Raw genomic sequence first — 16,226 nt, forward strand, 5'->3', positions numbered from 1 at the left:
TATGCCCAAAGGAAAAACACTATCAGTAGTCTTTAAAGCCAATCAGCAGCACCAGGCTATGCTTTTCCCTCCCGAGATTGGGGATCTGATAGCCGAGAATCACCCAGTTCGTGTGGTGGATGACGTAATAGAAAAGATCGATATAACTTTATTGCTGAAGCGTTATAAAGCAGGAGGAACCAGCAGTTACCATCCCAGGATGTTATTGAAAGTCCTTATTTACGCTTATATAAATAACATTTACAGTAGCCGTAAAATAGAGGAGGCACTAGGCCAGAACATCCACTTTATGTGGCTTAGTGGTATGAGTAAACCCGATCATAATACGATCAACAGGTTCCGTGGTGAACGCTTGCAAAAGGTATTACAACCTATATTCACCCAGGTGGTATTGTTGTTATGCGAAGAAGGCTTACTGAACATAAAAGAACTGTACACTGACGGGACAAAGATAGAATCGCAGGCAAATCGCTACAGTTTTGTATGGAGCAATGGCATTAAGTACAGTAAAGAAAAAATAAAACAGCAGCTTAATGACTTGTGGAAATATGCACAATCAGTGGCAGCTTCAGAATTGGGTGATGATACGGACCCATCCGGATATGACAAAATCGACAGTGAAAAAGTCAGTAAAACAATAGCGGCCATCAATGACGCCCTCAAAGAAAAACCCATAGACAAGCGGATCAGACAAAAGCTGGGATATGCTCACCGTAACTGGCCTTCAGCGTTGGATAAGTATGAGCAACAGGAACAAATAATAGGCTCTAACCGCAATAGCTATAGCAAAACAGATCCCGCCGCTACCTTTATGCGTATGAAGGAAGATCATATGAAGAATGGTCAGCTTAAACCAGCTTATAATCTCCAGATAAGTACTAATAATCAATACATCGTCAATTACAGCCTTCATCAGCAGTCCACGGATACATCAACTTTAATCAGTCATCTCCTGCAGTATATACGGTTATATAAACGAGTGCCCGCCAATATTACAGCGGATGCAGGGTATGGCAGCGAACAGAACTATCAATGGTTGGAAAACAGGAGAATTACGGCTTATGTTAAGCATGCTTCCTTCGATCGCAACCAGCACCGGTCAACTAAAACCAGGGAAATGTTCAAGGCCCAAAACCTACCCTACAATGCTGAAAAGGACCACTATATCTGCCCTGCCGGCCAGCGAATGCGTAGAAAAAGTACGTTCCCAAAAACAACTAAAAACGGGTACGGGCAAACAATAACTACTTATCAAGCCAGAACATGCGAAGGATGTACATTACGGCAGATGTGTCATGATCAACAAACAAATCGCATCATAGAAGTAAATCATAATCTAAATCGTCTTAAGGAGCTGGCTGACAAACGATTAAAAGGAAGAAAAGGAATACAGAAGCGTAAACAACGTTGCCATGACGTGGAATCTGTCTTCGCAAATATTAAGCATAATCATGGCTTTAAAAGATTTATGCTAAAAGGGATGGATAAAGTGTCAATCGAAATGGGATTAATGGCTATGGCACACAATCTTAGAAAGAAAACAGCATAAAATCAGGTTAACCCTTCACTTCTAAAAATGGAAACTGGAGAATCATTATAACAACCGGAATTTATAAAAAAGAAGCCGTCTCTTGTTTTGAGACGGCCCCTTTGTACTTTATTATTTTGATATATTATTTCAGACTCACGGATAAGGTAGCGCCTTCTTTTATCGTATATTCTTTGCCGTTAGCGATTATCAATAATTTTCCTGCTCCTTTTCTTTTTACTTCCAGGTTGAATATTTTTCCAAAGGCGTGGATGTTCTTCAGCGTCATGTGGTCCCATGCTACAGGCAGGCGGGGCGTACATTCAAAGCTGTTGAACCCGGTAGGGCGCATGCCAAAGAGACCTTCCGTGTAAATACGGCAATAGAGGCCACTTTCGGCGGAAAGGTGACGCTGGTTGCCTTCAGGATAGGCTTCTACCGGATAAGGCACGTGTTCACCCAGCAGGCGGCGCTGGGAGTAATATCTGAGCTTATCCATTGCTTTGGTAGTTTCGCCGGCAGCCAGTACCCCACGCAACGCGTAGAGGGTGCTGCGGTCCCAGAAGGTTTTGTCACCGGCCTGGGAAGCAAGACCGTCTTCTGTCCATAGTCTGGGAGAAAACAATGCAGCGATGGTGCCTTCTTTCCTTTCAAACAGCCCAGTGGTCAGCGGTGTGGCTATCCACGCGCGCAACACCTTGTTTTCTTCATAGTAGCGGTAGGTATCAAATCCTTCTACATTGGCACCAAAAAAACGATCAATATTTTTCCGGAGTATGTCTGCGCGTTCTTTATAGTCACGGGCGGGGAGCTTTAATTGTCCGGCCAGCAGCACAGCCGAGCGCAGTGCATCGTAATACAATGCGCTGGTGTTAAGATTGGCTTTTCCTGCTGGGAATCGTCCTTCCAGCTCATCACTATCGGATTGTACGACACCGTTTTCATTGACGTTCCTGTGCAGATATTCCAGGCACCATTCTATCAGTGGCCATAAAACACGGGCAGAATCAGCATTACCGGCAGCCAGGGCATAGCGGCTGGCTCCATAAGCGATCATAGCCATGTCTCCCCTGTCTTTGGCGCCATGCCAGATACCATCGCCTTCTGCCACAATAGAGCTGGGGATAGGTTTATAATCCGGGTTCATAAACTTTGCAAACCAACGGTAGGAATTCATGGCAGAATTTAAGGCAATACTATCTCCCAGAAATGCAAAGAAAGGATTTACATACTCGGCCTGATCGTTGGCCCAGATAGCAGCATAATAGCGCAAACCACCAGGACCGTGCAGATAACCACCTTTGGTCAGGTAAATGCTTTCAGTGGCCCTTATTTTGGCAAAATTGAAAGCAGTATTCAACAAGGTGTCCGGTGTTTCCAGCTGCAGGAGTGAGAGAATACCTGCAATACGGGCTTTCCTGGCCAACAGCTCTGTGTCAGTGTTTACAGACAGCGGCACCTCATTACCCCTCCGGGCACTGTAGGCAATTACAAAGCGGACAGAATCTCCAGGGGCTACCTCTTGCCGGCCAGCACCAACCGTATTCATCACAAAATGCAGTGGTCCGTTAGAGCTGCGGCTTTCAGCTGGCGTACGCTCCTGCTGCATGTCTTCCATTTCTATAGTGGCCGGCTGTGACCCATGGTTGATAAATACCAGCTGTTCCAATGCTAAAGGCTGATCGTCTGATGGGAAAAAAGATCGTTTCAGCTCAATCTGACGGTCATTGCCCAAAACACAGCTGATACTGGTTATCCCCATGTGCCGGATGCTATTTACTTTTTCGGGCAATGGCTTTACCGGTCCACCGTTATAGACGTCCTGCTTCCAGAGTTTATTATTAACAAAAAAGCGGGGCAGCATGTCATCCTTGACGGTGTACATCATAGCTGTCTCTGTTTTATTGGGGACCATACGGAAGGTGGGAAAGATGATCGTCCGTGTGATGGCGCTGGCACCGCTGCTGTCTACCCCATACTGGAGCCATAGGGCCACCTTCTTACCCGCCATTTCGATATGGTCGTAGTGAGGAGTACTGCCGGCTATATTCCAGATAATACTACCGTCCGGCTGAATTTTCCATCTGTCTAACGTCTGCGCATATACGCAATTTGACAGCAATAGCAAACCGGCCGTTATTCGCTTCCTAAGTATCGTTTTCATGTTGTTACGTGGATATTGCGGAAATGTCTTTTCAAACAAATTATGCAGTCGTATGCATAAATCATAGTTTTTTTAAAACATGGTTGGAATTGGGTAAAATAATATAAGGGGTTCATTATCTTCACGGGCAGAATACCCGGCAGGCCCCTCTTCCGCCCCGTGGTGGAAGGTAGGCCCCCGTCGTTCATAACTTTTTCAACAGGCAAACGTTAATACTACACAAACCTTTTAAACTATACAATCAGGGTGCATACACTCATCAATTATCTGACCGGCTCAAACTGGCATCTTTCCGTCAAAATCGGCAGTACAGTAATGCTGATATTAACATTTGCCGGTATCGTATTCACTATCCTGATGGAAAACCGGAATCCCATAAAAGCTGTCGCCTATATCCTCCTGCTGATATTCATCCCTATTGTAGGGTTGGTGGTGTATTATTACCTGGGCCGTGATCTGCGTAAGAAAAGAAGGTTTACCCTGAAAGGCAGCAAAGATGAAGTGCTGTTTGCCAAATACTGGCAATCGCAGCGGGCAGAGATAGAGCAAATGCAGCTGGAATTGCGGCATCTGGTAGGTAACAAACAGGAGTTGTCGGCTATGTTACTGAATACCCGGCAATCTGTGCTGACTAAAAATAACCACGTAAAACTGCTGATCAATGGTGAAGAGAAGTTTCCCGAGGTACTGGCAGCCTTAAAAGCCGCCAAACACCATATCCACATCGAATACTACATGATAGCCGCAGATGATATCGGTAACACCGTTATCGAAATACTGGTAGAAAAGCTTAATCAGGGTGTACAGGTGCGCTTTCTGTATGATGATGTTGGAAGCAACAACATTAAAAAACTTCCCCGTATTCTGAAAGAAAACGGAGCCAGTGTATATCCCTTCTCCCCTTTGCTGGTAGATCTTTATCTCAATGCCAACTACCGCAATCACCGAAAGATCATTGTAATAGACGGCAATGTTGGTTTTGTAGGCGGTATTAACCTCGACGATCGTTATGTCAACAATGGCAAACATGATCTTTACTGGCGGGATACGCACCTGAAAATAGAAGGAGATGCAGTAAACCTGCTACAGTTGCAGTTCCTGATGAGTTACCGTTATTGCAGCAAGGAAGTATTTCCTTTTGAAGCTCCTTTTTTCGGAAGATCTGCTCCGCTTATAGGCACTTGTTTCACGGATATTGTAGCCAGCGGTCCGGATTCTGAATGGCCGATGGCTATGGAATGTATTCTGATGGCTATTAACGTGGCTAAAAGAAGAATACGGATCACCAATCCCTACTTCATTCCTACCGAGCAACTGCTCACGGCTCTGCAAATGGCTGCGCTGGCCGGGAAAGATGTACAACTGCTGCTTCCGTTTAAAAGCGACTCATTTATCGTACAGCATGCGGCCCTGTCTTATATGAAGCCGTTGCTTGCTGCTGGTGTGAAGGTATTCTTTTACACAAGAGGATTTATCCATGCCAAAACGATGGTCATAGATGATAATCTTGCCTGGGTTAGTTCTGTTAATTTTGACAACCGCAGCTTTTTCCTGAATTGTGAAATCGGAGCACTGGTGTATGATAAGGAAACTGCTGCCAGGCTGGACCGTGCATTTGATGAAGATCTGCTGTATTCCTTGCCTCTACAGGAAACCCGTTGGAATAAACGGAACCTCGCCAAAAGATTTATGGATTCGGTATGCCGCTTGTTAACACCACTGTTGTAACGTATTAATATTTACCGTCCTCATCCTCTTCTTCCAGAAATTCTCCATTGTCTTCCTCCAGGTCCCGGTGTCTGTCGCCGCCCAGGCTGTAGAGGTTGTTTTCTTCATCTTCTTCTCCAATGTTTTCTGAAGCGTCGTCCAGTTCTGCGCCGGGCACATCCAGGTCGTCCCCGGTTTTATCCTGGCGCCAGGTTTCTTCCTGTTCATCGCTTTTGCGCGGGCTTTTATTATTTCCTGGTGATAGTTCGCTGTTATGCCGGAAAGAACGGGTTACATCGTCCATATCCAGGTCCACTTCGTTTATTCTGTTGTCCCTGTTCATAATATCTTCGCTGGCCGGATATTCAGGGTATCCCGGATATTCGCTTTCACTTTCCTTGCCGGCTTTTTTCTTATCAACCGGCGGGTTCTTTTTATCACTTTTCTTTGCCATAAAGATGGTTTTTAGATGAATAAAAAAAGCAGAAAATGCCATGCCACCTACAGATGATAACAAAGGACGATAGTGATTGTTCTGGGGCTGAATAGCAGCCTATGGCGGTTATCGGGACATACTGTTTTTTACCGGGTCAGTGTTAGCTGGAGTGTAATGCCGGCAGAGTATAGTTTCACCTGTCCATATCCCACCCCATTCAGCGGAATTTTGACATAGGGTTGTACTCCCAGCAACAGCTGACGTGACACCTCGCGCTGATACAGTATGCCCGCATTTAAAACAGAGAGATAGTTTGGCTGCTGGCTCAGAATGGTTAGTTCTTTGGGATCTCTGTATTCATACTGGTAGCGGTATTTTTCCTTCAGCATAAAATAATTGGATAATCCCAGTGTGGCGCTGGTCCTGTCTTTTTTTCCGGAAAGAAAAGTATAATTGAGGTTCAGCGGTATATCCAGCATACTACAGCTGGCATTTATTTTTTTAAGTTTATCATAAGGTAAGTTTACGCTGCCATTCCGGTAATCTTCCGGAGCAGCGCCGTACATTTTTTTGTTGTATATCACTCCGGTGGTTACAAATAACTTAGGATCAAAATAGTAATGTAACAGGATACCTGCATCCACTCCGATGTTGCCATATTTGAAGGATGGTGCCACCGTAAAATCCGGTCCCAATACCACCCCTACATACCATTTTTTCTTTTTGGGTGAAGGTCTGGTTATAATGCTATCCTGGTTGTAAAACGTAATGGTGGCAATATGATCAGGGGATAGATTAATTTTCGTGTATTCGTTTAAGTTATATTTATTCGTATAGTCGTTAGTGTTAATTGCACCGATTGGTGTTAATACCTCTTTAGGTTCTTCGGAGGTTTGTGTTTGTGTGACTTTTTTGCTGATTGTTCCACAGGCAGGCTGCTGGTGGCACATGACCGGCTGTTTTATTATGGGGACGGGGGTTTTAACGGCGGTTTCCGTTGTCCTCCAGGATGTTTTATTTCGTTTGGAGTCTTCTTTTTTTTCAGGTTGATATATCACCTCTGTTGCATTGTCTGATGGATTATACATCAGCCACCAGGCTACCAGCACCAGCAGGAGCATGGCAGCAGAGGTCCACCAGCGGATGAAGATGGTTTTTCGGTCTTTGTCTTCTTCATCCAGCATTCTTTCCATTTTCACCCATGCTGCCGGATCAAATGGAAAATCAGCTTCGCTTAACCTGTCACGGATTTTATATTCAAACTCTTCACTCATTTTTATGGATAGAAAGGTTTACCGATGTACTGTTGACAGTGCTACCGGAGGCACTGATGATTTTTACCTGCAACACCTTTTTTGCTTTAAACAGATTTGATTTGGATGTTCCTATGGAAATACCCAGCATTACTGCAATCTCATGATGTTGATAACCTTCTATGACGTACAGGTTAAATACGGTACGGTACGCAGGAGAAAGGGATTGTACGTGCATAAGCAATTCATCGTAGGAAAGTTTATCTATCACTTTATCATCTTTCCACAGATCGCTCAACTGTTCTATGCTATCAGTAAACACCAGTTTTTTCCGGCTGCGCAGGAAATCGATGGCCGTGTTGACCATTACTTTGCTCAGCCATGCTTTAAAAGGTCGGCTGCTATCGAAGGTATCAATTCGCTGAAAGACTTTCAAAAAACCATCGTTCATTATCTCCAGCGCTTCTTCTCTGTTGGGTGCGTAGCGCATGCATATACTGAGTGCATACCCGAAAAACTTACGGTATAACAACTCCTGGCTGCTGCGTTCCTTATTACAGCAACCTGTTATGAGGTCATTAATTTGATTCAGGTCTTCCACAGAGTATTGCTTGCCTGTCTTTGGCTAAATCCTGACTGTACCCGTTACGGATTTTTTCAGTGTATGCTCCATCAAACAGTTGGTTGAATACAATGCATACGAGAAGTGATTAAAAATGGTTGTTCCGGGTAATAAAAAAATGATGATTCCTGATTTCGATGCAATTAAATGAAAGTTCCTGCAGTAGAAATGCACACACCCTTATTTTGGCCATTTTTAGCCTCATTTTCAGACATTCCTCGTTTTTGAATACTTTCTATCAACCAGGAAGTGTTTCTTGAAATTTACCCCATTTCTGAAGGTCGATTTTTGGGCTTTTTCGTCGAAAAAATTCTTTTTGGAGATTTTTTTGAGATTTTTTTTTGGCATTAAAAAAGAGAAGGACTGACTCAAAAAATTGTCAGTCCTTCTCTTTTAAATTTTTTATATGTCATCAATTTTATCTTCCCATGTAAACCATCAGGATTTGTACATCGCTGGGATTTACGCCGCTGATCCTGCTGGCTTGTCCTAAAGTATGTGGGCGGATTTTGGAGAACTTCTGCCTGGCTTCGCTGGATAGTGAAACAAGTTTGTTATAGTCGAAGTTTTCCGGGATGATAAGGTCTTCGAGCTGGCTCATTTTTTTCACCAGTTCATTTTCCTTTTCGATATACACATCGTATTTGATCTGGATCTCTGCCTGCTCCAATACTTCGCTATCAAATCCAGTCAGTGCCTGTTCAATTTTAGGTACAAAAGATTTCATGGAGAAGATATCGAGTCCGGGACGCAGTAATATCTGATGGGCTCTTTGTTTTTGGGTAAGCGCAGCAGAAGATTTTGCTTCCAGGAGAGAACTTATTTCTTCCGGTTCTACAGACAGTTCCTTGAGGATGGATTTGATTTTTTCCACCTGTTCTTTTTTCTGTTGCACCCTTACCATACGTTCTTCTTTGGCGAGGCCCATTTGGTAGCTTTTTTCCGTGAGGCGGAGGTCAGCATTATCCTGGCGGAGCAGGGTACGGAACTCGGCTCTGGAAGTAAACATGCGATAAGGTTCTTCAGTGCCTTTGTTGATAAGGTCGTCTATCAGTACACCGATATAGGCTTCACTTCTTTTCAGGATGAATGGGTCCTGTTCAGCGGCTTTGAGGTGGGCATTGATCCCTGCCATTAATCCCTGGCAGGCAGCTTCTTCATAGCCGGTGGTACCATTAATCTGTCCTGCAAAAAAGAGGTTCTGAACCTGTTTTGTTTCCAGGGAGAAGTTGAGCTGTGTTGGTGGGAAGAAGTCATATTCGATGGCATAGCCAGGGCGGAACATCCGGCAGTTTTCGAAACCGGGTACAAGTCGGAGGGCTTTCATCTGTACATCTTCCGGCAGGGAGGTAGAGAATCCGTTGACATAAATTTCTACGGTATCCCAACCTTCTGGTTCTACGAACAGCTGGTGTCTTTCCCTTTCGGCAAAGCGGTTGATTTTGTCTTCAATGCTGGGGCAATAACGGGGGCCGGTGCCCTGGATACGTCCCTGGAACATAGGAGACCTGTCGAAGCCGGTACGGAGCATTTCGTGTACGGCATCGCTGGTATAGGTAATCCAGCAACTTCTTTGCTGGGCTGGTTTGATTTTTTCTATGTTGAGGTAGGAGAAGCCAACAATTTCCTCATCCCCCAGTTGTTCTTCCATTTTGGAATAGTCCAGGCTTCTGCCGTCAATGCGGGGAGGTGTACCTGTTTTGAGACGGTCGCTTTCAAAGCCGAGGGAAATCAGTTGTTCGGTGATCCCGGTAGCTGCTTTTTCAGCCACGCGGCCGCCACCAAATTGTTTGTCACCGATATGGATAACACCATTGAGGAAGGTACCATTGGTCAGCACCACTGCTTTGGCTTTTATTTCATGTCCGAGTCCGGTGATTACACCATAACAACGGCCATCTTTTACCAGGAGACCTTTTACCATGTCCTGATAAAAATCCACATTGGGGGTTTTCTCCAGTGCTTCGCGCCATTTAGCTGCAAAAAGCATACGGTCACTCTGCGCGCGGGGGCTCCACATAGCCGGACCTTTTGAGCGGTTCAGCATACGGAACTGGATCATAGACTGATCTGTAATAATACCGGAGTATCCTCCCAGTGCATCTATTTCTCTTACAATCTGTCCTTTGGCAATGCCTCCCATGGCGGGGTTGCAACTCATCTGTGCGATGGTTTGCATGTTCATGGTCACCAATAAAACCTTAGAGCCCATATTGGCGGCAGCAGCAGCAGCTTCACAGCCTGCATGCCCGGCACCAACCACAATTATATCGTATGATGGAAACATAGTTAATAAAGAAAGTGCAAAATTACATAGAAGAAGGGATATTGTAGAGAGAATCTCAAATGTTCCACGTGGAACATTCGGTATGTGCTGATACCCAGACTTGAAGAGGGAGCTGATCCGTAAAATACGGTTAAGGGTCAAATAGCAACTTCCCTTTTAGTCCTGCAATACCGAAGCTGATCCGTAAAAAGGCCAGGTTAAAAGAATATGGCTCTCTTTTAATGATTTCCTATAGGCTAAAAGGCCGGGCTCATCGATATCCGGGCCGCTCCGACGTATAGAATCCTATATCGGTATGCTAAGTGTAGTGTTCGCCTTAAGGGCATTTGGAATCTCCGCAGCTGCACTATATCTAAATTAGATTTTAAACAGCAGATACAATTATGATTTGGGATTTACCTCATCTAGTTATGCTTAGTGTAGTACTCGCCTTTACAATGAATACTCAGCGTTATATCTAAAATCAGATTCCAGGACTCATTTATCGCAGCAAATACAATCATCATTGGTATTACCTCCTGTCTGTATATCCATGCTGAGATCTATCATTGTCTGCTTAGTGTAGTGCTCGCCTTTAGGATGAATACTCAGCGCTATATCTAAAATTAGATTCCAGGACTCATTTATCGTAGCAAATACAATCATCACTTGAGATTACCTCCGTTGTTATAGATCCGGTGCATTAATTGTAGTGCTTGCCTAAGGACAGTCCTTTCCTTTAGATACTCCTGTTGCCATGTCCAAAATAGGAATCCCATTTTGGGCTGATTACTTTTAATGCCTTTAGCAGGAAAGGTAGGTTCACAACTTTCCGTTAATTCTACCTTCCTACACTAAGCTTCCTCTGATGTATCCATAATGGAATTCCAAGTATATCAACCTGGCTTCCCTCATAATGGTAAAATGAGGATACTTCCTTATCTCCTTTGTTTTCATTCAAAGGTAGAACCAGGCACCGGATGATCCAGGTAGAAACGACCAACCTGACTTTCCATTACGCCAATCTCCTTCTGATAATCCAAGACATTATTCTGTTTTCTATTTGTCTCACATGCATGACTCCCCTATGCTCAGATTCCTTAAAAGGATCCATAATGTTTTTGACCCCTCCCTTTTGTGGCCGCTAAAGGTTTATTCCACTCACTCAAGTCATAGCGCTATCTTCTACTTTCACATCCCTAACACCCTCTGTATTCCAGTTTCCTTTCATATTGCACATGGACTAACTGCTAACCTATTCCGGAACAAAGCAGCCCGGAGGTTGAGAAGAACAATGCTATATGAAGCGAAGAAAAGGGGGTACCCAGGAGTTCCTTGTGAGGTTGAACATACAGCACACAATAAAAAGCCAGGAGATGATAGCCTTCTTTTCATAGCCTACAACCCATATATAGACCTACTCCCCATATCTAAAAAAGAGGTCCTTGCAGCTCCTCACTCATTCATTAGGACTCTCATGTTACTCGGATAAATCATCCGGGTTCTAACGAAGGCAATAAAGGAAAGGGCTACTATCCCCTTCCCCATGGATTCTTTGTTCCTGAAGAAATGGTTAAGAAAGGTATTCACGGGCTGGAAGTTGTGGAAAAGGATGCATTTCCACGCATCAATCAGGGGCATCATTTCCTTGGATGCTCAGGAGGCATATGTGTATGTTTTAATTCCTCCAAATGCTAAATCATCCCTTGCAAATCAAGAAAAGGGATAGATCATACAGGAACAGTAAAAGAGTATCTAAAGGAGATATAAATAGTGAACACAAGGAACTGCAATGGATGTTTGTTCACTATGAGAAATGGATCTATCTCGAGGGGTAAATAATGGGCAATATCTCGGAATAGAACATAAAGGGTGCAATCATCTGGGATATAACTTAAATCTGGCCCTCACAATGAATCTTCTAGTAGATATCGGGCATGGCCTGGATTCAACAATATCGAAGGATAACCCCTGTCATTAGATGGCTATGCAACATGTTCATCATAGACTCCCCAATTAAACATGGAAGTAGGTACCTTCTCACTGGACGCTTGTGCGATATATTCCCCAATAGACCTCTAAGGATACTTCCTCTTCTTGCTAAGGTTGAATACTCAATGTTCCACGTGGAACATTCATCCTAAAACCAATAGTGAATGTTCCACGTGAAACATGCTGCCTTAATTCAGCGAACCAAAATATTTAATAAGATATTCATCTTCTTTTTTCCTCATCAAAGCATTCTCCACCTTACTTTTATCTTTAAATCCACATAAATGCAAAGCTCCATGGAATATTACCCTATGCAGTTCCTGATTCACAGGAACATTGAACTTTTCAGCATTCTCTACCACCCTATCAAAACTGATATAGATTTCTCCTTCTGTAACATCGGGATCTTCCCCCATCTCAAAAGTGACGATATCAGTGTAAGTATCGTGTTGTAAAAATTCTTTGTTGATTTCCAGTAAATAGGCATCTGAACAAAAAATATAGTGCAGTTCTTTAAGACCTTGCCCTTCACTGGCAAACAAATCCTTTAAAAAAGATTTCAACTTTCTCTTATCCTTCAGGTTCACCTTTATTTCGTGAGCCGTAAACTGAATTGCCATCTAATTCTAAAATTATTAAGGGTGTAAAAGTAAAGTGAAATTTTGGATTGACTGCCGTATTCTTTTTGCATATTCCGTGCTCAGGGGTACCTTTGCTCAGTCATCCATGGTAAAATTGACCCCCGTTGCCAAATAAAGTTTAAACAGATTAATACGTTGCTATGAAAAAAGGCATTATGAAATTATCTTCCCTGGCAACAGGTAAAAGCGCAGTAATCATAGAATTTGAGAAAGATGATCTTCATATCAAACTGATGGAAATGGGCTGCGTTCCAGGTGAAACCGTTAAAATTGAAAAAATCGCCCCACTTGGCGATCCTATTTCAATTATGGTGGCAGGATACAATCTGTCACTCAGAAAAACTGAAGCTGATCATATTTGGGTAGAGGAAATATAATTCCTCTACCTCCTATTCCCGATTTATTTTAGCAGATAGCCCTCATCTAAACCATCCCACCCCACTTTAATTGATTTCTCCACACATTCAGCGTTACAACCAGGCTTCAAATCAAAAAATTTTGATTTTTCCCACATTAGAGGCTCTATTTATCTTAAAAAACAAAAAAAAATTTCATTTTTCCACTCATCTACCTAAAACCTTCACCCAAAAAGGATAATTCATAACACTTTTCCACATCCGCAAGCGCTTTTAGCATAAAAAAGAAAAAAAATCTTCAGTTTTTCACATAAAATGCTTTCTCCTACATAAAAAAGAAAAAAAAATTTGACTTTTCAACATCATGATTCCACTTTTTCTTGAAAAACAGAAAATTTTTCTCCGTTTTCCACATTCTGCTGCTCATTCCTTCTGAAAAAACAAAAAAATTTTCCATTTTCCACATTCAGATCTTCATTTTCTCTGAAAAACAAAAAATTTTCTCCCATTCTCCACATCCTGGCCACTATTTTTTCTGAAAAACAAAAAAAATTTCTTCATTTTCCACATTCCGGCCTTCATTTTCTTAGAAAAACAAAAAAAATTTGATTTTTCCACATCTTCATGAGAAAATCAGTCTGTTTTCTACTAAAATCAACCACTTCCATTCACTTTTCCACATTTTCTCTTATTAAAAACAAAAAAATTTTGAAAATTTACTCAATCAGCAATCTTCTGGGGATAACCAAGCGAGAAAATTGAAAATCATTTCTAAAATTGTCCAAAAAAGAAAGGGTCCGACACTGCAATATTCCTCCATATCCTTCCACTACCCTGAAAACTACAAACTCACAACATCCTCAGCCCCTTCTCTACAGTCTTAGAATTATATCGCCCGATCATTCCTACGATTCACCAAAAACCGTTCAATTCTCAGCTCACTGCCAATGCGCTGACAATAAATTCAATTAAAAATTTTCATCCTCTGTATATGCACTTAAAAAATATCGCATTCTCAACGCCTTCCTTTCAAGTTGACATTCGCGTAAAATAATCCCCATACATCTTAGCATAAATGAAAAAAGAATATTGAATTCTCAGCGCCTTCATAGTGCCTTGACAATCCAATATTCTTTTTACCCCGAAACTACTCCAATTGCTCCTTTCAAATATTCGATTCTCAGCGCTTTGCAAGAACGCTGAGATTTACACGAAATATGCCTTTTTACCCAAATTCCAGGACTCTGAAAAATATTCGATTCTCAAAGCACTATGAAGGCGCTGAGAATTCAATATTTTTTTTGAGTCCGGCTATACCCCAATACTGACATCATTCTCGACAGACGGACAGTGCGCTGAGAATCATTCGAAAAACAAAACACTGGGGTAACCCTTGATTTTAAAAAAATATTTGATTCTCAGAGCACTCATAAAAATCAATGCAGTAAAGCCCCATAACCCGAGTCTGCCTGGAAAAAATAAATTCCACATCACTGTATCACAGCATAATGCACAGCATTTAATGTCAGCTAATGCGTAAATAACTCCGCTCTTTAAAAAATGAATGGCTCGAGAATCGAATGGAAATTGAATATCCGTGGTATGCACATCGATGAGAAAAATATCGCATTCTCAGCGTCCTCAAAAAGAAGTGATCTACAGCACAATAATCAAAAAATCAGGATGGGATTGCAGCAGGATCGCAAATATGACAGTCTCACGAAGTTTATAGCGCTGTGAGAATCTCATAAAAAAAAATTTTCCGGGTAAACCCAAGGGGCAAAAAAAATACTAAAATCTCAAGGCCTTCAATTTTACGAATAAACAGGTTATTCACATCCAAAAAAGGAAAAAAAACTGCATACTGTTGAAATAGACGGGTAACAGCTGGGAAAAACAGTGGATAATCAATTCTCAGCGCCTTCATAACACGCTGAGAATTAAATAATTCGGCTTAAAACGAAGAAGCCCCGAGGATATAAAATCCTCGGGGCTTCGATGATGTGGAAAGATTTCAATTATATAAAAAAAATATTCGAATACTATTGAAAATCAGAACGTTAAATTATAATCCAGCTTGTGCACTAATCTCCAGCATTCTGTCTATCGGCTTTTTAGCGGCGATTCTCAGGTTTTCTTCCATCGTGATTTCCGGCTGTTCGTATTCCATGCACAAGTACAATTTTTCCAGTGTATTCAATTTCATGTGTGGACAGTCGTTACAAGCACATGCATTATTCGGTGGTGCAGGGATGAAAGTCTTTCCGGGATTTTCTTTTTGCATCTGGTGAAGAATACCGGTTTCGGTTACCACGATATATTCCTGTGCATCATCTTTCTGACTGAATTTCAACAGGCCGGTGGTTGAACCGATGTAATCTGCAACCGCAAGTACTGCTGGTTCACATTCCGGGTGGGCGATAATTTTCGCTTTCGGGTGACGAGCCTTCAGTTTGGTAATCTTTTCCAGGGAGAAAATTTCATGAACCATGCAAGCTCCGTTCCACAAAACCATATCACGACCCGTTTTTTTGATCAAATAAGACCCCAGGTTACGATCGGGGGCAAAAATGATCGGTTGGTCCGCCGGAACACTTTCGATAATTTTTTCGGCGTTGGAAGAGGTACAGATGATATCACTAAGCGCCTTGATACCCGCAGAACAGTTAATGTAGGAAATCACTATATGATCGGGATATTTGTCGCGGAACTTCTTAAACAGTTCAGGAGGAGCACTGTCGGCCAGGGAACATCCGGCTTTAAGGTCTGGCAGCAGCACTTTTTTCTGAGGGCTCAGAATTTTTGCTGTTTCAGCCATAAAGTGCACACCGGCAAAAACGATGATGTCGGCATCTGTTTTGGCGGCCTGCTGGCTGAGGCCCAAACTGTCTCCGATGTAATCTGCCACATCCTGGATATCAGGCTCCTGGTAATAGTGCGCCAGTACGATCGCATTTTTTTCTTTTTTCAAATTTTCGATCGCTGCAAATAAGTCCAAAGCCGGGTCAACCGGTATATCCAAAAATCCGTTATGCTGCAAATTTTTTTTCGCGACAGCGATTTCAGTAATCATAGCTATATACTTATTTATTTATTTAAAAAGAAAAGCCCACTACTATTAGGGCTGTGAATATGTGGAAATTAATTTTCCAGCTCCTGTACAAATGTAGTTGTTATTCCTTTTTTATACGCTTTCCACATCTAATTAACATGCCTTTTCCGCGTCATTACTGGATTTTGGGTATTTCATCCACATACGTG

The 16,226-nt window shown here is 42.4% G+C and carries 10 protein-coding genes; 3 read left to right on the top strand and 7 right to left on the bottom strand.

Annotated features, from left to right (window positions below):
* The first annotated feature begins 1 nt into the window (after position 1).
* Complete coding sequence (locus KD145_RS19275; RefSeq protein ID WP_212000915.1) at positions 2 to 1,549, top strand: IS1182 family transposase; 1,548 nt, start codon at positions 2 to 4, stop codon at positions 1,547 to 1,549.
* A 124-nt stretch (positions 1,550 to 1,673) separates the two neighbouring features.
* Here KD145_RS19275 and KD145_RS19280 read toward each other — a convergent pair whose 3' ends face one another.
* Positions 1,674 to 3,692: a hypothetical protein gene (locus KD145_RS19280; protein ID WP_212000916.1), complete on the bottom strand. Its 2,019-nt coding sequence runs from the start codon at positions 3,690 to 3,692 to the stop codon at positions 1,674 to 1,676.
* A gap of 246 nt (positions 3,693 to 3,938) precedes the next feature.
* Here KD145_RS19280 and cls point away from each other — a divergent pair, with 246 nt between their 5' ends.
* Complete coding sequence (gene cls / locus KD145_RS19285) at positions 3,939 to 5,420, top strand: cardiolipin synthase (RefSeq protein WP_212000917.1); 1,482 nt, start codon at positions 3,939 to 3,941, stop codon at positions 5,418 to 5,420.
* A gap of 4 nt (positions 5,421 to 5,424) precedes the next feature.
* Here the strand turns inward: cls and KD145_RS19290 are convergent, their stop codons facing one another.
* The 5 genes from KD145_RS19290 to ybeY all read right to left on the bottom strand — a co-directional run bounded on the left by KD145_RS19290 (position 5,425) and on the right by ybeY (position 12,588).
* Entirely contained in the window at positions 5,425 to 5,853 is a 429-nt protein-coding gene (locus KD145_RS19290) for a hypothetical protein (protein WP_212000918.1), read from the bottom strand.
* Positions 5,854 to 5,981: 128 nt separating this feature from the next.
* Entirely contained in the window at positions 5,982 to 7,109 is a 1,128-nt protein-coding gene (locus tag KD145_RS19295; RefSeq protein WP_212000920.1) for a hypothetical protein, read from the bottom strand.
* Positions 7,102 to 7,689 (bottom strand): RNA polymerase sigma factor, encoded by a 588-nt coding sequence (locus tag KD145_RS19300; protein ID WP_212000922.1) that lies wholly within the window; start codon positions 7,687 to 7,689, stop codon positions 7,102 to 7,104. The genes KD145_RS19295 and KD145_RS19300 overlap by 8 nt, the downstream gene beginning before the upstream one ends.
* Positions 7,690 to 8,128: 439 nt before the next feature.
* Positions 8,129 to 9,997, bottom strand: a complete 1,869-nt coding sequence (gene mnmG, locus KD145_RS19305; RefSeq protein WP_212000926.1) for a tRNA uridine-5-carboxymethylaminomethyl(34) synthesis enzyme MnmG — start codon at positions 9,995 to 9,997, stop codon at positions 8,129 to 8,131.
* Between the two features lie 2,159 nt (positions 9,998 to 12,156).
* Complete coding sequence (gene ybeY, locus KD145_RS19310) at positions 12,157 to 12,588, bottom strand: rRNA maturation RNase YbeY (RefSeq protein ID WP_212000933.1); 432 nt, start codon at positions 12,586 to 12,588, stop codon at positions 12,157 to 12,159.
* 161 nt (positions 12,589 to 12,749) lie between these two features.
* Between ybeY and KD145_RS19315 the strand changes: the two genes are divergently transcribed.
* On the top strand, positions 12,750 to 12,986 hold the full coding sequence (locus KD145_RS19315; RefSeq protein ID WP_078669684.1) for a FeoA family protein: 237 nt from the start codon (positions 12,750 to 12,752) through the stop codon (positions 12,984 to 12,986).
* Positions 12,987 to 15,030: 2,044 nt separating this feature from the next.
* Here the strand turns inward: KD145_RS19315 and nadA are convergent.
* A complete protein-coding gene (gene nadA / locus KD145_RS19320) occupies positions 15,031 to 16,038 on the bottom strand; it encodes a quinolinate synthase NadA (protein ID WP_212000935.1) in 1,008 nt (335 codons plus the stop codon).
* Positions 16,039 to 16,226: the final 188 nt, after the last annotated feature.

Source organism: Chitinophaga sp. HK235 (assembly GCF_018255755.1).
Taxonomy (GTDB): domain Bacteria; phylum Bacteroidota; class Bacteroidia; order Chitinophagales; family Chitinophagaceae; genus Chitinophaga.

Excerpts from the sequence above, each read along its gene's own strand:
- KD145_RS19275 (WP_212000915.1), top strand. The coding sequence starts at position 2 with ATGCCCAAAGGAAAAACACTATCAGTAGTCTTTAAAGCCAATCAGCAG.
- KD145_RS19280 (WP_212000916.1), bottom strand. The coding sequence starts at position 3,692 with ATGAAAACGATACTTAGGAAGCGAATAACGGCCGGTTTGCTATTGCTG.
- KD145_RS19290 (WP_212000918.1), bottom strand. The coding sequence starts at position 5,853 with ATGGCAAAGAAAAGTGATAAAAAGAACCCGCCGGTTGATAAGAAAAAA.
- KD145_RS19295 (WP_212000920.1), bottom strand. The coding sequence starts at position 7,109 with ATGAGTGAAGAGTTTGAATATAAAATCCGTGACAGGTTAAGCGAAGCT.
- mnmG (WP_212000926.1), bottom strand. The coding sequence starts at position 9,997 with ATGTTTCCATCATACGATATAATTGTGGTTGGTGCCGGGCATGCAGGC.
- ybeY (WP_212000933.1), bottom strand. The coding sequence starts at position 12,588 with ATGGCAATTCAGTTTACGGCTCACGAAATAAAGGTGAACCTGAAGGAT.
- KD145_RS19315 (WP_078669684.1), top strand. The coding sequence starts at position 12,750 with ATGAAAAAAGGCATTATGAAATTATCTTCCCTGGCAACAGGTAAAAGC.
- nadA (WP_212000935.1), bottom strand. The coding sequence starts at position 16,038 with ATGATTACTGAAATCGCTGTCGCGAAAAAAAATTTGCAGCATAACGGA.